This window comes from Massilia cellulosiltytica, assembly GCF_047325105.1.
Classification (GTDB): domain Bacteria; phylum Pseudomonadota; class Gammaproteobacteria; order Burkholderiales; family Burkholderiaceae_D; genus Telluria; species Telluria orientalis.
The window spans coordinates 4,205,122-4,225,562 of the sequence record NZ_CP168562.1 but is presented as its reverse complement, the minus strand read 5'-3'; the positions used below and the strand labels follow the sequence as shown (position 1 = coordinate 4,225,562).

General features: G+C 66.0%; 10 protein-coding genes. 8 read left to right on the top strand and 2 right to left on the bottom strand.

Annotation, left to right across the window (positions count from 1 at the left end; all coding sequences use genetic code 11):
• The first annotated feature begins 336 nt into the window (after positions 1–336).
• Positions 337–1,677, top strand: a complete 1,341-nt coding sequence (locus ACEN9H_RS18375; RefSeq protein ID WP_413671558.1) for an MFS transporter — start codon at positions 337–339, stop codon at positions 1,675–1,677.
• Here ACEN9H_RS18375 and ACEN9H_RS18370 read toward each other — a convergent pair.
• The gene (locus ACEN9H_RS18370; RefSeq protein ID WP_056125803.1) at positions 1,616–2,695 is read right to left on the bottom strand and encodes a LacI family DNA-binding transcriptional regulator; all 1,080 of its coding nucleotides are present in this window, start codon (positions 2,693–2,695) and stop codon (positions 1,616–1,618) included. The two genes, ACEN9H_RS18375 and ACEN9H_RS18370, sit on opposite strands and share 62 nt — an antisense overlap.
• 283 nt (positions 2,696–2,978) lie before the next feature.
• Here ACEN9H_RS18370 and ACEN9H_RS18365 point away from each other — a divergent pair, with 283 nt between their 5' ends.
• The 4 genes from ACEN9H_RS18365 (at position 2,979) to ACEN9H_RS18350 (ending at position 12,475) form a co-directional block, all read left to right on the top strand.
• The gene (locus ACEN9H_RS18365; protein WP_413671557.1) at positions 2,979–5,858 is read left to right on the top strand and encodes a TonB-dependent receptor; all 2,880 of its coding nucleotides are present in this window, start codon (positions 2,979–2,981) and stop codon (positions 5,856–5,858) included.
• 20 nt (positions 5,859–5,878) lie between these two features.
• Positions 5,879–8,233 carry a beta-galactosidase gene (locus ACEN9H_RS18360; protein WP_413671556.1) on the top strand — a complete coding sequence of 785 codons (2,355 nt, stop codon included), beginning with the start codon at positions 5,879–5,881 and terminating at the stop codon, positions 8,231–8,233.
• A gap of 16 nt (positions 8,234–8,249) precedes the next feature.
• The gene (locus ACEN9H_RS18355; protein WP_413671555.1) at positions 8,250–9,503 is read left to right on the top strand and encodes a DUF2264 domain-containing protein; all 1,254 of its coding nucleotides are present in this window, start codon (positions 8,250–8,252) and stop codon (positions 9,501–9,503) included.
• Positions 9,504–9,706: 203 nt separating this feature from the next.
• Positions 9,707–12,475 (top strand): TonB-dependent receptor, encoded by a 2,769-nt coding sequence (locus ACEN9H_RS18350; RefSeq protein ID WP_413671554.1) that lies wholly within the window; start codon positions 9,707–9,709, stop codon positions 12,473–12,475.
• A gap of 66 nt (positions 12,476–12,541) precedes the next feature.
• Here ACEN9H_RS18350 and ACEN9H_RS18345 read toward each other — a convergent pair whose 3' ends face one another.
• Positions 12,542–13,435: an alpha/beta hydrolase gene (locus tag ACEN9H_RS18345; RefSeq protein WP_413671553.1), complete on the bottom strand. Its 894-nt coding sequence runs from the start codon at positions 13,433–13,435 to the stop codon at positions 12,542–12,544.
• A 154-nt stretch (positions 13,436–13,589) separates the two neighbouring features.
• Between ACEN9H_RS18345 and ACEN9H_RS18340 the strand changes: the two genes are divergently transcribed.
• The 3 genes from ACEN9H_RS18340 (at position 13,590) to ACEN9H_RS18330 (ending at position 20,397) form a co-directional block, all read left to right on the top strand.
• Positions 13,590–15,836: a glycoside hydrolase family 3 C-terminal domain-containing protein gene (locus ACEN9H_RS18340; protein ID WP_413671552.1), complete on the top strand. Its 2,247-nt coding sequence runs from the start codon at positions 13,590–13,592 to the stop codon at positions 15,834–15,836.
• 131 nt (positions 15,837–15,967) lie between these two features.
• Positions 15,968–17,170, top strand: coding sequence for a helix-turn-helix domain-containing protein (locus ACEN9H_RS18335; RefSeq protein WP_413671551.1), 1,203 nt, complete (start codon positions 15,968–15,970; stop codon positions 17,168–17,170).
• A gap of 176 nt (positions 17,171–17,346) precedes the next feature.
• A complete protein-coding gene (locus tag ACEN9H_RS18330; protein WP_413671550.1) occupies positions 17,347–20,397 on the top strand; it encodes a TonB-dependent receptor in 3,051 nt (1,016 codons plus the stop codon).
• Positions 20,398–20,441: the final 44 nt, after the last annotated feature.

Below are 20,441 nucleotides of genomic sequence, written 5' to 3'. Positions count from 1 at the left end.
CGTGCCCGTGTTCAGCCTGCCCAGGGATGGCAGGCTTTTTTTTGGTCAATTCCCCCAATTCGGGGTCAGAGCACATTTCTTTCCAAATTCGGGGTCAGAGCACATTTTCGATCAATTTCCGGCACTGCAATAAATTTGGCGGCGACCTGACCGGCGCCTGCGTGGCGCCGCGCCGGTCTATTCAGCAGATTGCAAAAATGTTGCTGTCAGGACCGTGAGCGAAAAAGCGCTCTGACCCCGAATTTCGACCGAAATGTGCTCTGACCCCGAATTAAAAGCTTGCGCTTTTTTTAAGCTGCGGCGATGCTTTAGCTCTTGTTAGTGGGAAACGCGTCCATGTTGGAAGACAAAAGCGCCCACGCCGTCGGTACGTTGCGTTATACGACGGCGGGCCTCGCCATCGTCATGTTCTGGCTGCTGTTCGGCGAGTTCGCCATCGCTTTCCGCGACCGCTCGGCCATCCCGGGCGTCATGGAACTGCTGCGCCAGCACCACGCCAGCGATACGATGATCGCCGTGCTCGTGTCCGCGCTGCCGGCGCTGCTGGGCGCCGTGCTCGTCCCCATCGTGGGCTTCCGCTCCGACCGTTTCCGCAGCCGCTGGGGCAGGCGGCTGCCGTTCCTGATGGGGATCACGCCCGTCGCCGCGCTCGTGCTGATCGCGCTCGGCAACTGCGCCACGTTCGGCCGCGTCACCGACCAGTTGCTCGGGACGCTGTCGCCCGGCGTGGATGCGTGCGTGCTCGCGTGGTTCTGCCTGTTCTGGACCGTGTTCGAAGGCATCGCGCTCGTCACGCTCGCGCTGTACGCGGGGCTCGTCAACGACATCGTGCCGCGCCCCGTGCTCGGACGTTTCTACGCGGCGTTTCGCATCGTCAGCCTCGTCGCCGGCATCCTGTTCAACCTGTGGTTCTTCCGCCTGACCGAACACCACCTGCGCGAAGTCTTCCTCGGCATCGGCCTGTTCTTCGGCGTCGCCGTCATGCTCATGTGCCTGCGCCTCAAGGAGGGAGAGTATGGCCCGCCGTCGGTGGATGGCCAGGATGCCGTGACGTGGCGCGCGATGGGCCGCGCGTACTGGCGCGAATGCCTGTCGGACCGCTACTTCCTGCTCGTGTTCTTCGCCCTGACGGCGTCCGAGCTGACGTTCATGCCGTTCAATACGTTCTCGCAGCTGTACGCGGAATCGATCGGCATGGACAAGGCCACCCTCGGCCGCCTGCTCGCCCTGTCGTACACCTTGTCGATCGGGCTGTCGTCCGTGATCGGCTGGCTCGTCGACCGCTACAGCGCCGCGAGCGTGACGGTGTGGGCCATGGGTCTGTACCTGTGCGTGGGCGCCGGCGGCTTCCTCGCGGTGCACGACCTGCAGAGCTTCGCGGTCGTCTACGTGCTGCACGCGGTCGTGGCGGGCACGTATTACACGGCGTCCGCCTCGCTGCCGATGGTGCTGTTCCCGCGCGCCCGCTTCCTGCAGTTCGACGGCGCCAAGCGCTTCCTGTTCTCCACGTCCAACATCGTGCTGAGCTTCCTGCTCGGTCCCCTGCTCGACGCGACGGGCCACTTCTACGGCCTGACCCTGCTCGTCGGCGGCCTGCTGGCGGGGACCAGCCTGGTCATGTTCCGGACACTGGCACGCGCCGCGCGCGGGCGGGTCGGCGCGGCGTCGTCGGCATAGACGCCGCCTGCGGCGCCGGTCCCGTCGAATCGCGCACGGTGAGCCTGGCGGGAAAGGCGATGCGCGCGGGGCCCGTCATCTGGCCCGCGATCATGCCCACCACTTCGCGCACGGCATAGGCGGCGATCGTATCGAACGGCTGGTGCATCGTCGTCAGCTTCGGGAACACGCAGCTGGCGGTCGGGATGTCGTCGAAGCCGATCACGGAGATGTCGTGCGGGACCTTCAGGCCGCGGCTGTTGATGGCGTCGATGGCGCCGAACGCCATCTCGTCGTTCGCGGCGAAGATGGCGGTCGGCGGGACGGGGAGGGCGAGCAGCTGTTCCGTCGCGGCATAGCCGCCCGGCTGCACGAACGCGCCGTTGACGACGAGCGCCGGGTCGGCCGCGATGCCGGCCGCCTGCAGCGCATCGACGTAGCCCCGTTCGCGCTCGGCGCTCTGCCCTGTGCCCGGATTGCCGGCGATATAGGCGATGCGGCGGTGGCCCAGCTCCAGCAGGTGGTTCACGGCCACGCGCGCGCCGAGGCGGTTTTCCGCCGCCACGACGGGCACCGCGAGGGGACGCGCATCGAAGCAGATCACGACGCTGGCCACCTGCTGGCGCTCGATGGCGTCCAGGAAGCGGTCGTCCGCACCGGGCATCACGACCATCAATCCGTCGCACAGCTTGCCCAGCAGGTCGCACGTCGCCATGCGGTCCGGGCTGTCGAAGCGTTCCGCGTTGAACAGCAGCAGGTCGTAGCCCTGGGCGCGCGCGTGCGTGCTCAACGCGCGGATGATCTCGTGCAGCACGACCGGGCCGTAATTGTTGACGAACACACCGAGCAGCCGGCTGCGGTCCCCGCGCATGCGGCGCGCCAGCGGATCGGGCGTGTAATGCAATTGGGCGGCTGCGGCCATGATGCGCTCGCGCGTCTCGGCCGACACATAACCTGCGCCGCGGATCGCGCGCGATGCCGTGATCGGGGCCACGCCCGCGAGCCGGGCGACTTCACTGAGTTTGCTGACTTTACGCATGGATCGAAGTCTGACGGAAAAATGAGACAACGTACATCACAAAATTCGTCAAAGGTATGACCGTTTGGCATGGCTGTCGTGGTTGCGCGACACAAAATCCGTCAAAACGACGCGGTATATCGTTTAAAAACAATGACTTGTTCGATGATTTGATTCGTGGGCGCACTATTGCTCTTTAATAATCGCTTGTGGTAACGTGACCACCAGCCGGCGTAAAGACCACCGTTAGTCGTGCCCCAGACCGGCACCCATGTTCCAATAACGACACAAGAATGGAGACAAGATGAACAAGAAGTTGCTCGCCACCCTGCTGCCGGTGGCGCTGGCCGCCGCCTATGGGAACCAGGCCCTGGCACAGGATGCGTCCGCGCCGGCCGCACCCACGACCGTTCCGACCGCCGAGCCGGCACCGCCGCCGGCCGACGCGCCCGCCGCGACCACCGTCGTCGTGACGGGCTTCCGTTCCAGCCTGCAGAAGGCGCTGAACCTGAAACAGCAGGCCATCGGCGTGCGCGATTCGATCGTCGCCGAGGACATCGGTAAATTCCCCGAGGCGAACGTGGCCGAGTCGCTGCAGCGCGTGCCCGGCGTGATCCTGAACCGCGACGAAAGCTCGGCGGAAGGCCAGCGCATCTCGATCCGCGGCCTGCCGACCGAATACACGGTGACCACGCTGAACGGCGCGCCCGTGAACACGACGTCGACCAGCACCATCGGCAGCGCGGCGCGCGGCTTCAACTACGACGTGTTCGCATCCGAACTGTTCGGCCGCGTCGACTTCTACAAATCCCCGCTGGCCGAACTGCCGGAAGGCGGCATGGGCGGCGTCGTCGACCTGCAGACGCCGCGCCCGTTCGACAATCCGAAGCGCACCGTCCGCTACGGCGTGTCGGCCGCCTACAACACGATGTCGGAGAAGACCGATCCGAACCTGTTCGCGCTGTATTCGAACACGTGGGGCAACTGGGGCTTCCTCGCCGGCGCCTCGCACTCGAAGGCCGTCAACAACCGCTCCGGCTTCGAGGCCACGGGCGGCTACAACAGCTCGCGTCGCGGCAGCGCATCGCCCGTGCTGGGCAACTTCGCGCTGCAGCTGGACTACGACGATCCGCGCGCGAACCTGTCCGGCTATACCCGCGACCAGGTCGACAACGCGCTGCTGCCCCGTATCTACCGCTTCTACGGCTCGCAGAACCGCCGCACGCGCGACGGCCTCGTGACGTCGCTGCAGTACAAGGAAGGCGGCCTGAATATCAGCCTGGACGGCCTCGCCTCGCAACTGAAGAACAGCCGCGACGAACTGTATTACGGCATCCTGATCCGCAACAGCAAGACGACGAACCGCGACGCGCCGGCCGGCCAGTCGGGCCACAACGGCCTCGTGCCGCTGGACGTGCACATCGACCCGGCGTCGAACCTGTTGACGGGCACCTTCGGCAATACGTCGTACAGCAGCGGCGTGACGTACGGCGAGGACAAGACGAAATTCGGCTACCTCGCCCTGAACGGCCGCTGGGAAGTGAAGAAGGGCACCGTGCTGACCGGCCAGCTGTCCGCGAACAACAGCGACGCGAAGAGCTACCAGGACACGCTGTCGGGCCAGATCTTCGGCGTCGATTCCACCATCGACTACGGTTCGGACCACGTGTACCCGTCGATGTCGTCGAACGTCGACTACACGAACCCCGCCAACTTCACGGGCTTCGACATCAACACCGGCTGGACGCGCGAGACGGACAAGGGGCGCCAGGCGCGCCTCGTGCTGGACCAGGACTACGACCTGTGGGGCGGCTGGACGGGCCACTTCAAGGGCGGCCTCGTGTACGTCGACACGACGAAGACGATCGAGAAGCGCAACGGCACGACCGCCATGGTGGCCAAGCTGAAATCGTTCGGCGACGCGGGCCTGCGCAGCAACATGGTGTCGGCCCTGCCGATCTCGAACCTGGACATGGGCGACGGCTGGCCGCATCAATTCGGCACGTTCACGCGCAGCTACACGTATTCCACGTACGACCCGCTGGCCTACAACACGCCTGCCGCCTTCACGCCGGCGCAAAGCTTCGGCGCGGAAGAGAAGGTCACCACCGGCTTCGTGCAGTCCGATTTCAAGGGCGAAGTGCTCTCGCGAGAACTTCGCATCAACGCCGGCGTGCGCTGGGCGCAGACGAAGCTGGGCATCGACAACTACAAGAAGTCCGGCACGGGCGGCGCCTACCTGCCGAACCAGGAACACGGCAAGTACACGAACGTGCTGCCGGCCGTCAGCGCCGCGTACGACCTGACGGAAGACCTGATCTGGCGCGCGTCGTACGGCAAGACGATCAGCCGCGCGTCGCTGTCGATCATCGCCGCGCAGACCGTCATCCCGAACCCGTTCGACAACACGGCCACCGCGGGCAATCCGAACCTGAAGCCGCAGCAGTCGAAGAACCTCGACACGAGCCTGGAGTGGTACTTCAAGCCGGGCAGCCTGCTGTCGGCAGCATACTTCAAGAAGGAGCTGACCGACGCCACCGTGTCGAGCACGACGCAGACCACGTTCGGCGCACTGGGCCTGCCGGATACGGCGCTGGGCGCGATCTTCCAGGACAAGAACGGCCACGTCGATCCGAACCTGCCGATGACGTTGCGCACCTACGGCAATGCCGGCCAGCAGACGTTGAAAGGCTACGAGCTCGCGTACCAGCAGGACTTCAACTTCCTGCCCGATCCGTTCAAGGGCCTGGGCGCGCTGGCCAGCTACACGCACATCGACCCGTTCAACAGCCAGAAGTGGATCACGAACGCGGGCAAGGAAATCGAAGTCAACTCGGTGCCGAAGTACGCGTACAGCTTCACGACCTACTACGAGCGCGGCCCCCTGGCGATGCGCCTGTCGTACAACTACAAGGGCCGTTCGCTGCACGGCGACAATCCGAAGAACAACGGCGACGACCTGATTCGCTGGCGCGCCGCCCGCGGTTACCTCGACGGCACCATCAGCTACAAGCTGACCGAGAACCTGGAACTGCGTCTCGACGCGCTGAACCTGACCAACACGCTGTCGTACGATTACTTCGAGGATGCGACGGGCCAGTACGGCGACGGCCACCGCACCCGCATGGACTATGCGAAGTATGACGGCCGCACCATCAAGTTCGGCCTGCGCGGCAAGCTCTAATTTTTACGATCGACGACCACATGACCATCAGTTTCCAACGCCGCCGCCTGCTGCAGGGCGCGGCCCTGCTGCCCGCTTTGCTACCGCTTACGGGCACCCTGCACGCGGCGGCCTCCCGGCGCTTCGCGATCGGCGACCACGACTTCCTGCTGGACGGGAAGCCGATCCAGATCCGCTGCGGCGAAATGCACTTCGCCCGCGTGCCGCGCGAGTACTGGGCGCACCGCCTGAAGACCATCAAGGCGATGGGCCTCAATACAGTGTGCGCCTACCTGTTCTGGAATTACCACGAATGGAGAGAGGGCCGCTACGACTGGGCCGCCCAGCGCGACGCCGCGGAGTTCTGCCGGCTCGCGCAGCAGGAAGGCCTGTGGGTGATCCTGCGTCCCGGTCCGTACGCCTGTGCGGAGTGGGAGATGGGCGGCCTGCCGTGGTGGCTGCTGAAGCACGACGGCGACGCGTTCCTGCGCACCCGTGACGAGGCCTATCTGGCGCCGGCGCGGCGCTGGCTGCAGGAAGTGGGGCGCGTGCTCGGCCCGCAGCAGGTCACGCACGGCGGTCCGATCCTGATGGTGCAGGTCGAGAACGAGTACGGCTTCTACGGCGACGACGTGGGCTATCTGCGCGTGCTGCGCCAGGCCTTGCTGGATGCGGGCTTCGACGTGCCGCTGTTCCAGTGCAATCCGACGAATGCCGTGGCGCGTACGCACATTCCGGAACTGTTCTCGGTGGCGAACTTCGGCAGCGACCCGGCCGCCGGCTTCAAGGCGCTGGACGCCGTGCAGAAGGGCCCGCGCATGTGCGGCGAGTACTACTCCGGCTGGTTCGACACGTGGGGATCGCCGCACCGCCGCGGCGGCGTGGAAGGGGCGACGAAGGACATCGCCGCGATGCTGAAGGCGAACGGTTCGTTCAGCCTGTACATGGCGCACGGCGGCACGACGTTCGGCCTGTGGGGCGGCTGCGACCGCCCGTTCCGGCCCGATACGACGAGTTATGACTACGATGCGCCGATCAGCGAGGCGGGCTGGATCGGCGAAAAGTTCGACGCATACCGTACGGCGATGACGCCGTTCCTGGCGCCGGGTGAAAAGCTCCCGGAGCCGCCGCCGCGCATGGCGACGATGACGATTTCCCCGTTCGCGCTGGCCGAATCCGTGCCCGTGAAGTCCGCGCTGCCGGCGCGCGTCATCAAGGACGTCTCGCCGCGGCCGATCGAGCAGTACGACATCAGCCGCGGCCTCGTCTCGTATCGCGTGACCCTGCCGGCCGGCCCCGCGGGCGTCGTGGAAGTGGCCCGTGCGCGCGACCTCGCGTGGGTGACGCTCGACGGCAAGCAGCTCGGCACGTTCGACACGCGCTACCGCCGCTACAAGGTCGACGTACCCGCGCGCGGCAAGCCCGCCGTGCTCGAGATCCTGCTGTACACGATCGCGCGTGTGAACTTCGGCCCCGAGGTCCATGACCGCAAGGGCATTCATGGTCCTGTCACGTTCACGCCGAAAGGCGGCAGTGCGCAGCCGCTGGAACACTGGGAAATCCGCGCGCTCGATTTCGACGCGGACGGCGTGCTGCCGAAGCTGGCGTTCAGGAAGGGCCGCGGCAAGGGCGGCGCGTTCTACCGCGGCGGCTTCGATGCGGCGCGCACCGACGACACGTTCCTGGACATGTCGGCGTGGGGCCAGGGCGTCGTCTGGATCAACGGCCGCTGCCTCGGCAGGTTCTGGAGCATCGGCCCCACGCAGACGATGTACCTGCCGGGACCGTGGATCCGCAAGGGCCGCAACGAGGTCGTGGTACTCGACCTGACGGGGCCGCGCGGGCAGGGCACGCTGACGATCGCGGGTCTCACGACGCCGATCCTCGACCAGCTGCACCGCGAACGCGATTTCCCGCGTCCACCCGGCACCGCGCGCGTGCAGCTGGATGGCGTCAAACCGGCGCACGAAGGCGAATTCGCGCCCGGCTCGCAGACGCAGGACGTGCGCTTTGCCGCGGCCGTGAAAGGCCGCCAGTTCTGCCTGGAGTCGCTCGACGCCTTCGACGGCAAGCCGTTCGCGGCCGTGGCGGAGCTGGCCCTGCTGGACAAGGACGGCAAGACGCTGGACCAGTCCAACTGGACCATCGCCTGGGTCGACAGCGAGGAAGCGACGAAGGAAGATGGCGGCGCGCTGAATGCCATCAACGGCCAGAACAGCGACTACTGGATCACGGCCGACAAGGCCGCGTACCCGCACCGCCTCGTGATCGACCTGGGACGCAGGATGGACGTGGCCGGCCTGCGCTACGTACCGCGCCAGGGACCGGACGGCACGCCGGGACGCATCCGCCACTTCCGCGCCTACGTGGGCGACACCCTGGTGGTGGACAAATAATCAACGAAGGAGACGCATGAAACGACGACACTTCATGGGCAGCTTCGCGGCCGCCGCCGGTGCGATGGGGTTGAAGGGCGCCGACGCGGCCACGCCGGCGCCACGCGCGGGGAACGACCGCGAGTGGATGCTGAACCTGCTGCGCCGGATGGCCGAGCCGGTCCTGGAAGCGATGGCGAAGGGCGAGCTGAAAAAGCGCTTCGCGCTGGAGCTGAGCCCCACGTGGGACGGCCGCAGCCCGCAGGTCGCGTACCTGGAATGCTTCGGCCGGCTCATCGCGGGCATCGCGCCGTGGCTGGCGCTGCCCGACGACGCGACGCCGGAAGGCCGCCTGCGCGCGCGCCTGCGCCAGCTCGCGCTGCAGTCGTACGCGCACGCGGTCGATCCGAGCAGCCCGGACTACCTGTCCTGGCGTGAGCATGGCCAGGCGCTGGTCGACTCGTCCTATTTCACGAACGCGCTGCTGCGTGCGCCGAAAGCGCTGTGGGATCCGCTCGACGCCACGACGAAGCAGCGCATCGTCACCGAGATCAAGGGCCTGCGCCGCGTGGAGCCGCCGTACATCAACTGGATGCTGTTCGCTGCGATGAACGAGGCGTTCCTGCTGTCGGTGGGCGAGCAGGCGGACCCGATGCGCACGAACGTCGCGATCCGCAAGGTGAACGAGTGGTACGTGGGCGACGGCTGGATCAAGGATGGCGAGACGTTCCACTTCGATTACTACAACTCGTACGTGATGTACCCGATGCTGGTCGAGATCCTCGAGGTGCTGGAGCGGCACAACGCGCCGTTCTGGAACGGCAAGCCGGCGGACCTGCGGGTCCAGGCCATGAAGCGGATGCAGCGCTACGGCGAGCACCTGGAGCGCTTTATTTCGCCGACGGGCACGTATCCGCCGATCGGGCGCTCGCTCACGTACCGCACGGCCGTGTTCCAGCCGCTCGCGCTGCTGGCCTGGCGCAAGCAGCTGCCGGCCAGCCTGCCGGAAGGGCAGGTCAGGGCGGCCATGCAGGCGGTGCACGAGGCCGTGTGGTCGGACCCGACGAATTTCACCAAAGACGGCTACCTGACCCTCGGCTTCGTCGGCCACCACCCGGAGCTGGCCGACATCTATTCGAACAACGGCAGCATGTACATCGCCTCCGAAAGCCTGCTCGCGCTGGGCTTGCCGGCGACGGACGCCTACTGGACGAGCCCCGCCCAGGACTGGACGCAGAAAAAGGCCTTTGCAGGCCGCGCGTTCCCGAAGGATTACGCGGTCAACTACTGAATCACATGCAGTGCGAATCGTCTTATACGTTTTTGGCATGCCAGAGCGTAAAGAAGCCATAGTGGTAACGATCGCACTGCTCCGTACAATAAAACCAGCGGGCGTACAGACACCCCTTTTTGCGTCGTGACGTGACAACGTTGTCGCCGCCGCCCCGGAGAAAACAACCACATATTCGAATAACGGAGATTGGAGACAAGAACATGATCAAGAACCGGATCAGCAAGACCGTACTCGCGACGGTCATCGCCGAACTGTGCATCACCGGCTATGCCGGCGCGCAGACGACGGCCGCACAGCCCGCGGGCGGCGAAGTGCAGCAGGTGGTCGTCAGCGGCATCCGCGCGTCACTCAGCTCGTCGCTGATGACGAAGCGGCTGCAGGACGGCGTCGTCGATGCCGTGTCGGCCGAGGATGCCGGCAAGTTCCCCGACACGAACATCGCCGAATCGCTGCAGCGCGTGACGGGCGTGCAGATCCAGCGCAACAACGGCGAGGGCCGCTACATCTCCGTGCGCGGCCTGGGCCCGGAATTCAACAACGTCCTGATCAACGGCCGCACGATGACGAGCGATACGGGCGGCCGCGAATTCTCGTTCGACGTGCTGTCGTCCGACCTGATCTCCAAGGCCATCGTGTACAAGACGTCGCAGGCGTTCCTGCCCGAAGGCGGCATCGGTTCGACGGTCGACATCCAGACGGCGCGCCCGCTGTCCGGCAAGGTCGGCAGCTCGACCGTCGTCAACGTGTCGGATTCGTGGGACTCGAATTCGCGCAAGAACACGCCGAACCTCAGCGCCCTGTACTCGTACGCGAACGCGGAAAAGAACTTCGGCGTGGCCGGCTCGCTGTCGTACACGGACCGCGCCTCGCGCCAGTACAAGGCCCTCAACGACGCCTGGAACCTGCTGGACGTGAAGACTATCAACGGCAACCTGAATTCCAAAGGGCTCACGGCCGCGGACGTCACGACGAAGAAGCTGCTCATGCCGCAAAGCTACGGCTTCCAGAACGAGGACGAAAGCCGCAAGCGCCTCGTCGCCAACACGACGGTGCAATACAATCCGTCGCGCGACTGGAAGATCACGGCCGACGCCCTGTATTCGCGCCTTAACCAGCGTAACAAGGTGATCGCCATCAGCGACTGGATGAATCCGACCCAGCTGAACGTGAAAGCCGACGCGAACGGCCAGGTGACGGGTTTCGACCGTCCGGGCTCGAACTTCGTCGCCAACAACCCGGGCCTGGCCGCCGCGGGCATCCTGACCGAGGCGAACTCGAACGACATGATCGTCAAGGGCGGCGACCGCCTGTCGACCACGCTGGCCTACGGCCTGAATTCGAAGTGGAACCTGTCGCCGGACTGGAAACTGGAGGCCGACCTGTCGTCGTCGCGCACGGCGATCGGCTATCCCGACCTGTGGATCGTGGCCGGCATGGTGCCGAAGAACGGCGACGTGCTGACGTTCGGCTCGACGCCGACGGTGACCTTCGGCGACGGTATCGCAGATCCGTCGGCCGTGCGCGCGCACGCCGTCGGCAACACCATCGCCTCGAACCACGACGACCTGCACGAAGGGCGCCTGAACGCGTCCTGGAGCACGGACATGGGCTGGTTCAAGGGCCTGCAGATGGGTACCGCGTACTCGCAGCGCAAGGTCGAGCACATCCAGTGGAGCTCCGATTCGTGGAACGCGTTCTCCGGCTACCACGTGTCGCTGCCGTCGTCGCTGTTCACCGTGACGCCGCTGGGCAATCCGTTCGGCAGCGGCGGCGGCGTGCCGGCGAACTTCCTGAGCTTCGATCCGTACGACTACATGGCTTACCTGAACCAGCCGTCGCTGATCCCGCAATCGAACGACCCGGCCCATTACGCCGACAAGTCGGTCTTCCCGAACGGCCCGATGGCGATCGACTACACGAAGCCGTCGCTGTGGGCCGTGCGCGAGAAGGTGGCGAACGCGTTCGTCCAGTCGAGGTGGGAAGGCGAGGGCTGGTCCGGTGACCTGGGCCTGCGCTACATGCGCGTGAAGTCGCAGTCCTCGGGCACCAGCCGTATCCTGCTGTCGGCCGTGCAAAGCCCGAACGACACGACCTATATCCAGAACTGGGGCCCGATGCAGACGAATTCGGTCGACAACAGCTACAACGCGTGGCTGCCGTCCGCCAACCTCAAATTCGACCTCACGTCCGACATGCTGCTGCGCTTCGGCGCGTCGAAGACGCTGACCCGTCCGACGCTGAACCAGATGGGCGTCAGCAATTCGTATGGCGGCCGTACCGGCTATGTCACGAGCGGCGGCGGCAACCCGTACCTGAAGCCGATGCGTTCGAATAACTTCGACGTCTCGTACGAATGGTACCTGTCGAAGACGAACTACGTCAGCGCCGCCCTGTTCACGAAGAAGGTGTCGGACTTCCTGGAGACGTCGCTGCAGGACACGAAGCTGCCCCAGTATCCGAACGAGATCGTGCACGACACCCGTGTCCGCAACGGCCAGAAGGGCACGATCAAGGGCGCGGAACTGGCCGGCCAGTTTGCGTTCGACAAGATCCACCCGCTGCTGGAAGGCTTCGGCGTGACGGCGAACTACACCTACGTGGATGCGGAAGCGAACCGCGATACTTCCGAGGGTCCCGTGGCCTGCGGTTATCCGGGCCTGTCGCGCCAGTCGTACAACGCGTCGCTGTTCTTCGAGAACAGCAAGTTCCAGGCACGGGCCAGCTATAACTGGCGCAATCACTTCTCCATCGATTGCGGCGGCGGCAGCACCTTGCCGCGCAACCGCGCCGCCTACGGCCAGACCGATGCGAGCCTGCGCTACAACCTGACCCAGCAACTGTCGCTGTACCTGGACGCCATCAACCTGACGAACGCCAAGGTGCACGAGTACGCCAACAACGACAGCCAGTTCCTCACGCTGGAAAACGACGGCCGCCGCATCAACCTTGGCCTGCGGATGCAGTTCTAAGCAGTCGTGGTCGGAGTCTGGCGCCGCACGGCGGCGACGCTCCGACCCCGAATGCCGATGCGCCGGTTATTGGATCAGCCTGCGGTCGCGCAGCCACTCCTCGGCGCGCTTCGGCCACAGCGAGAAGTCGCCGTGGCCGGCGCCCATGCCGGCGCCGTGGCCGCCGCGCTCGAACAGGTGCATCTCGGCCGGCACGTGGGCGCGGGTGAGGGCCTGGAAGAACAGGATGCTGTTCTCGACCGGCACGGCGCCGTCGTCCTGCGCGTGGACGAGGAACACGGGCGGGGTCTGCTCGGTAACGCGGGTCTCCACCGACATCGCCTTCACCTGTTCCGGCGTCGGATGGGCGCCGAGCAGGGCGTAGCGCGAGCCTTCGTGCGCGAACGGCGGCATCAGGGTGATCACCGGGTACACCAGCAGCGCGAAGTCGGGGCGCGCGCTGACGGCATCCAGCGCGGCGCCCGTGCGGCCCGCCGGGTCGTCGAACAGCGTGGCCGCGCTGGCGGCGAGGTGGCCGCCGGCCGAGCTGCCCATCACGCCGACATGGTCGGGCGCCACGCCGTAGTCGGCGGCATGCGCGCGCACGGTGCGCAGCGCGCGCAGCACGTCCTGCAGCGGCGCCGGGTGGCCGTAGTCCGCCAGCCGGTACTTCAGCACGAAGGCGGCGACGCCGAGGCTGGACAACCATTGCGCGTACTGCTTGCCTTCATGGTCGGCCGCCAGGAACTGGTAGCTGCCGCCCGGGCAGATGATGACCGCGGTCTTCGCGGCGTGGCCCGCGGCGGCGGGGTAATACGTCAGCGACGGCTGCGAGACGTTGCTGATGAAGGTCCCGTCGATCTTTTCCGGGCCGGGATTCGCTTTCGCGTTCGGCACGCCCTCCGGCCAGAGCGGAATCACGGCCGTCTGCGCCTGGGCGCCGGCGGCGAGGAAAAACAGGGACAACAAAAGTTTGCGCATGGAAAACCCCTTGAAATAAAAGGGATTGTCGTCAGGGGCGCGCGCACGGCGCAATTATGAAAATGGCGGATGGCGGCAATGATTTCTGCCGATGCTGCGATTTCCTGTGCCGTTCCGGCTACCATCTCCTCTTTTTTTGCAAGAGGAGCTGCACGTGGACCGTCTCGCCACCATCAGGAACAGGATCGCACTGCTGTGCGCCACCGCCGTCTGCTGCGGCAGCGCGCTCGCCGCCGAGCCATGGATGAATGCGAAGCTTCCGGCGGACGAGCGGGCCGCCCTCGTGCTGCGCGAGATGACGCAGGACGAAAAACTGAAGCTCGTCTTCGGCTACTTTGGCATGCACAACGATGGCAAGAAGATGAAGCGTCCGGCGCCGTCGCACGACCAGTCGGCGGGTTTCATCTACGGCGTGCCGCGCCTGGGCATCCCGCACCTGTGGGAAACGGACGCCGGCCTCGGCGTGGCCAGCCAGGCCGGCCCGAACGTGCGCCCGGCGACGGCGCTGCCGTCCGGCCTGAACACGGCTGCCACGTGGGACGTCGGCACCGCCTATGCGGGCGGTGCGATGATCGGCGCGGAAGCGCGCGCCTATGGCTTCAACGTGCTGCTGGCGGGCGGCGTCAACCTGATGCGCGATCCGCGCAACGGGCGCAATTTCGAGTATGGCGGCGAGGACCCGCTGCTGGCCGGCCGCATGGTCGGCGCGCAGATCCGGGGCATCCAGTCCAACCACGTCGTCTCCACGCTGAAACACTTCGCGCTGAACGACCAGGAGGCGGGCCGTACGACGCTGAACGTCCTGATCTCCGAGCAGGCCGCGGTGACGTCCGACCTGCTGGCGCTGCAGATCGCGAACGAGGAGGGCAATCCCGGCGCCGTGATGTGTGCCTATAACCGCGTCAACGGCGCCTACTCGTGCGAGAACCGGTGGCTGCTGACCGAGGTGCTGAAGGGCGACTGGGGCTTCAAGGGCTGGGTGATGTCGGACTGGGGCGCCGTCCACAGCACGGTGCCGGCGGCGAACGCCGGCCTGGACCAGCAGTCCGGCATGCCGTTCGACCTGGCCGACTACTTCGGCGCGCCGCTGAAGGAAGCCGTCGCGAACGGCTGGGTGCCGCAGGCGCGCCTGGACGACATGGCGCGCCGCATCCTGCGCACGATGTTCGACCACGGCGTCGTCGACCACCCCGTGGCGCCGGCCCCGGAGACGATCGACTTCAAGGCGCATGCGGCCGTGTCGGTCAAGGATGCGCAGGAAGGCATGGTCCTGCTGAAGAATGCCGCGCGCGCGCTGCCCCTGGCCCCGGCCGTGAAGCGGATCGCCGTCATCGGCGGCCACGCGGACAAGGGCGTGCTGGCGGGCGGCGGCTCGTCGCTGGTGTACCCGGCCGGCGGCAATGCGGTGCCGGGCATCGCGCCGACGACCTGGCCCGGTCCCGTCATGTATTACCCGTCGGCGCCGCTGGAGGCGATCCGCCGGCGCGCGCCCGGCGCGACGGTCAAGTATGCCGACGGCGCCGACCGCGCCGCGGCGGCCGCGCTGGCGCGCGAGGCCGACGTCGTCGTCGTGTTCGCGACGCAGTGGACGGGCGAGGGCGTGGACGCGCCCGACCTGTCCCTGCCGGCCGGCCAGGACGACCTGATCGCGGCCGTGGCGGCGGCCAATCCGCAGACGGTGGTCGTGCTGGAGACGGGCGGTCCCGTCGTGATGCCGTGGCTGTCGAACGTGGCCGCGGTGCTGGAAGCGTGGTATCCCGGCACCAGCGGCGGCGAGGCCATCGCGGGCATCCTGTTCGGCGAGGCCAACCCGTCCGGCCACCTGCCGGCCACGTTCCCGGCATCGACGGCGCAACTGCCGCGTCCCGTGCTGGACGGTTATCTTGACGGGAACGAACGCCGCTTCGACGTCGATTACCACGAAGGCGCGGCCGTCGGCTACAAATGGTTCGACCTGAAGGGCCTGAAGCCGCTGTTCCCGTTCGGGCACGGCCTGTCCTACACCGACTTCACGCTGTCCGGCCTGAAGGCGGCGGCCAGGGACGGCATCGTGACCGCGTCGTTCACCGTCGCGAACACGGGCAAGCGGGCGGGCAAGGAAGTGGCGCAAGTCTATGTGGCGCCCGTCGGCGCGCGCTGGGAGGCGCCGAAGCGCCTCGGCGGCTTCGCGAAGGTGGACGTGCAGCCCGGCGCCGCCGCGCAGGCGTCCGTGACCATCGATCCGCGCCTGCTGGCCGTCTACGATGCCCCCACGAAGCGGTGGAACGTGGCAGCCGGCGACTACCGGGTCATCCTCGCGGCCAGCGCGGCGGACGACAAGGCGCAGGAGACGACGGTGCGCCTGGAAGCGGCGTCGTACGACGTCCACGGCAAGCCCCTGCGCGCCCGCGCGGCGCCCTGACGGGTGAGCGTCGCCCCGTTGTGTAACTGCAACGCGGCGACGAAACTGCGATCCGGCGTGGGTGGGCTGTTATGATTCCAGCGACGTCCCCACGAGAGGTGACGGCCGGAGACAATCACCCACCATGCCATATGCAAGAGTTTTATAAGAAGGCGTTGTACGCGTTCGTGCTGATCGTGCTCGCGGACGCGCTGCTGGCGATCGTGCTCGTCGACCGCAGCTATTTGTCGCGGCAGCTGCTGCCCGCGCAGGAGGGCGGCGACGCGGACGCGCTCCGCTGGCGCGTCGGCATCACCGCGAAGCAGTGGTACCCGCCGATCGTCGAGGTCGACGACAAGGCCCCCGACAAGCTGCGCTACACCCTGAACCTGCCGGCGGGCGATCCGGATCCGAACGCGTCCGCGGACCTGCTGGCAAGCGACGCCAAGGGCGCGCCCCTGCAGGCCGACCTGTCGAAATACAGCACCATCTCGTTCGTCGCGAAATGCGCGCCCGCCAATTCGCTGATGTTCATCGTCTCGAACTTCGACGAGCACGTGTCGCAGCGCGGGAATTACCTGACTTATCCGCCCGCCACGACCTATTTCTCATGCAACGAGGCGGGCGTGCCGGTGACGCTCGACCTGACGCGGCTGACGATTCCCCCATGGTGGTTCGACGCGGTGCATCGCGACCTGTCGCGCCAGGATTACCTGCTCGACCGCGTGGAACGCATGGTGTTCGGCGCGACGCCGCAGAGTCCGCGCGGCGTGCCGGCCCGCGTCGAGATCAGCTGGATCACGCTGCGCGGCCGCGACTACCGCTACCTGGACTGGCTGGCGGGCCTCGTGACGGCGGGCTGGATCGCGTTCGGCGTGTGGTTCTTCCGCAGCCACGCGCGCGCGATGCTCGCGAGCGTGGACACGCAGCTCAAGAAGGACCTGCCGCTCGTCGCCTACCGCCAGCTGACGCTGGAGCCTTACCGCGACAAGGAAAAGGCGGCGGTGCTGAAGTTCATCGCGACGAATTACACGAATCCGGAACTGGACCTCGAAGGCGTCGTCGCCGCCACGGGGACGAACCGCACCAAGGTCAACGACGTGCTGAAATCGGAACTCGGCATGACGTTCACCAGCTACCTGAACAAGCTGCGCCTGACCGAGGCGGCACGGCTGCTCACCGAGAAAAACGAGACGACCGTCGCCGAGATCGCGTACTCGGTCGGGTATGCCAACGTCTCGTATTTCAACAAGCTGTTCAAGGAAGAGTACGGGTGCACCCCGAAGGCCTTCCGCACGCTGGCGGACCAGCAGGACCCGCCCGCCGATCCTGTGCAGGAAACCGCAGCGCCATGAGTCAAGTCGTTGCGCAGGCCATACACATCGCAATTTTCATGTGCCGCGCTGGTGATTTTCACAATTGTTCCACTGGTTGCTCCTGATCAAAATCGTTGCACCGCCATTAAGCGGTACACGCCGTCTTTCGGCATTCCGATAAGAACGGCGCACAAAAACGCAGAGGAGAATACCAAGTGAAGCAGTTTCAAAGAACCGCCATCGCGACCGGAGCAGCGCAGTTCGTGCTGATGGCCAGCGGGGCCATGTTCGCGCACGGCGCGTACGCGGCCGACGCCGTGAAGCAGGACGAGGCGACCACCGTCGTCGTCGTGGGCCAGCGCGCCGCGCTGGAATCGGCCGCCGCCCGGAAGCGAACGGCGGACGAGATCATCGACTCCGTCGTCGCCGACGACATCGGCAAACTGCCGGACAAGTCGGTGACCGAAGTCCTGCAGCGCATGCCGGGCGTGACCATCGACCGCATCCTGGGCCGGGCCGATCCGCTGCAAGGCGTGGGCGAGGACAATCGCTTCGCCGCCGAAGGCAGCGGCGTGTCGATCCGCGGCCTCAGCTACGTGCGCTCGGAATTGAACGGACGCGACTCGTTCTCCGCGAACGGCGGCCGTGCACTGAGCTTCGAGGATGTGCCGCCCGAGCTGCTGGCGGGCATCGACGTGTACAAGAACCCGTCCGCCGAGCGGATCGAAGGCGCCATCGGCGGCCTGGTCGACCTGCGTACCGCGATGCCGTTCGACTTCAAGGGGTTCAAGGGCGGGGTGACGGCGGAAGCCACGCGCTCGCAGCAGCGCGGCACCACCGCGCCGGCGTTTTCCGGCATGCTGTCGAACCGCTGGAACACCAGCCTGGGCCAGGTCGGTGCGTTGATCGACGTGTCGCGTTCGAAGGTCGCCACGCGCAGCAACGGCATGGGTGTCGGCCACTACTTCCCCCGCATCGACGCCGTGGTGGGCGACACGAGCGGCCAGGAGCGCTGGGTTCCCCCGGGCGTCAACTGGAACACGGGCGACTACGATCGCACCCGCGAGGGCGTCTACGGCGCGCTGCAGTGGAAAAAGGGCGACTGGGTCTCCGGCCTGACCTACTTCAGGACGAAATACAAGCTGGCGACGGCGGAGAACCAGCAGTTCATGCAGGTGAATCCGCGTAACGTCATGGTCTCCGACGCCACGTTCGACAGCCACGGCGCGCTGTTGACCGGCACGCTGACCGATCCGCAGGACAAGGGCCTGTTGATCGGCTCCAATGCGCGCAGCGTGGGCCGCGAATCCGCGACGACCGACATTGCATGGAACACGAAATGGAAGGCGTCGGATCAATTGTCCTTCGACCTGGACCTGCAGCACACCCGGTCGACCACGGAAGGCTGGGACAACCTGGTGGCGCTGAATGCCTACATGGCGAAGCAGGTCGTGGACCTGAGGGGCGACATCCCGCAGGTCACCTTCGACGCGTCGGACCGGGCTTTCCTGTCGGACGTCGCCAACTACAACTGGGACTCCACGCAGCAGCACCGGGACGTGGCCTTCGCCACGCAGAACGCGCTGAAACTGGACGGCAAGTACACGTTCGATCATCCGATTCTCCAGGACCTGCGTTTCGGCTTCCGCCAGACCGAGCGTAATTCGCTCACGCAGGCGAATACGCCCAACAGCCAATGGACCGGGCTCGGCGCCTCGTGGGCGGTCGGGCCTGCAACGTGGCAGCCGCTGAGCTCGATGATCTCCCTGGGCGATCCGCGCTTCAACAAATTCAATACCACGCAGCCGTTCCGTGGCTTCTTCAACGGCAAGACGTCGGTGCCGCCGCTCGTGGTGCCGACGCAGGGGTTGACCGGTAGCGGCTCGCCGCCGCCCGGCTTCTTCACGCTGCACGAATTCGTGCAGGCGGTCTGCAAACCCGACCATTTGACCGACGATATCTGCAACTGGAAGCCCGCTCCGTTCGGCGACCCAATCGCCCGCAACAAGCAGGGCGAGCGCACGCAGTCCATCTATGGCCAGCTTCGTTTCGGCTTCGATGACCTGCGCTTCCCGGTGGACGGCAACGTGGGCGTGCGCGTCGTGCGCACGAAGGAAATGGCGGAAGGTTACACGCTGCTCGACGCGACCAAGCCGGAGGATGCCGCGTCCGGTGTGCCCATGTTCGCAGCGATGTCGAACAAGCAGAATTTCGACAACACGTATACGAATACCTTGCCGACGCTGAACCTGAGGATGAAGGCCAGTGACGAGCTGCAGTTCCGCTTCGCGGCGTCGCAAGGCATGTCGCGGCCCGATTTCTACAAGATGCAGGCCTATACGACGCTGAGCGTGTCGCCCAAGCGCGACCCGGATCCGACGGACCCGAACAAACAGATCCTCCGGACGATCGACTACACCGGCAGCGCCAACGGCAACACGCAGCTCAAACCGACCAGGTCGAACAATCTCGACCTGACGGCGGAATACTACTTCGGCAAGGGCAACTCGCTCACGCTGGCGCTGTTCAACAAGAAGCTCAAGGACATCGTCATCGACAGGACGACGGTCGTTCCGATCAAGGACGTGACCGGCCAGTCGCACGACTTCCTCCTCACTTCGCCGGTCAACGGGGCACGCGGTCGCGTCAGCGGTCTGGAGCTCGGTTACCAGCAGTATTTCGACATGTTGCCTGGCCTGTTGTCCGGCTTCGGTGTGTCGGCCAACTACACCTACATCAACAGCAAACTCGACGTGGGCTTGCCGGGGAACCGTACATGGTGCACGCCGACCACGCCCGAGACGACGATCATCGGCGCGCTGGGCGGGTGCGACACCGACGGCCGCTACCTGAGCGGCGACCTGCCTGTGATGGGCCTGTCGAAAAACGCGTACAACCTGGCACTGCTGTACGACAAGGGACCGGTGTCGGCGCGCCTGGCGTACAGCTGGCGCTCGGCCGCGATGACGGCGATTCACACGTGGGGTACGTACGACACCAGCGGCATCTCGATGAATCCGGACGACCCGAAATTCAACCAGGGCTATTCGGCGAACTACGTGCTGCCGGCGTGGGCCGGCGCCTACGGACAGCTCGACATGGGCATCCAGTTCAAGGCCACCGATAACCTGACCGTGAACTTCGACGCGTCGAACCTCACCGACGCGCTCTACAAGTCGTACAACCAGCAGGGCATCGGCATGAAACTGTACGGCGTGAACTACACCGGACGTCGTTTCACGGTGTCGGCGCGCTACGCGTTCTAAGACGTCGCGAGGCGCTTGCCTCCTGCGGTTCGCAGTCGCGACCG

Coding starts and splice junctions, on each gene's coding strand:
- ACEN9H_RS18365 (WP_413671557.1), top strand. CDS start 2,979: ATGAACAAGAAGTTGCTCGCCACCCTGCTGCCGGTGGCGCTGGCCGCC.
- ACEN9H_RS18370 (WP_056125803.1), bottom strand. CDS start 2,695: ATGCGTAAAGTCAGCAAACTCAGTGAAGTCGCCCGGCTCGCGGGCGTG.
- ACEN9H_RS18360 (WP_413671556.1), top strand. CDS start 5,879: ATGACCATCAGTTTCCAACGCCGCCGCCTGCTGCAGGGCGCGGCCCTG.
- ACEN9H_RS18355 (WP_413671555.1), top strand. CDS start 8,250: ATGAAACGACGACACTTCATGGGCAGCTTCGCGGCCGCCGCCGGTGCG.
- ACEN9H_RS18335 (WP_413671551.1), top strand. CDS start 15,968: ATGCAAGAGTTTTATAAGAAGGCGTTGTACGCGTTCGTGCTGATCGTG.
- ACEN9H_RS18375 (WP_413671558.1), top strand. CDS start 337: ATGTTGGAAGACAAAAGCGCCCACGCCGTCGGTACGTTGCGTTATACG.
- ACEN9H_RS18345 (WP_413671553.1), bottom strand. CDS start 13,435: ATGCGCAAACTTTTGTTGTCCCTGTTTTTCCTCGCCGCCGGCGCCCAG.
- ACEN9H_RS18350 (WP_413671554.1), top strand. CDS start 9,707: ATGATCAAGAACCGGATCAGCAAGACCGTACTCGCGACGGTCATCGCC.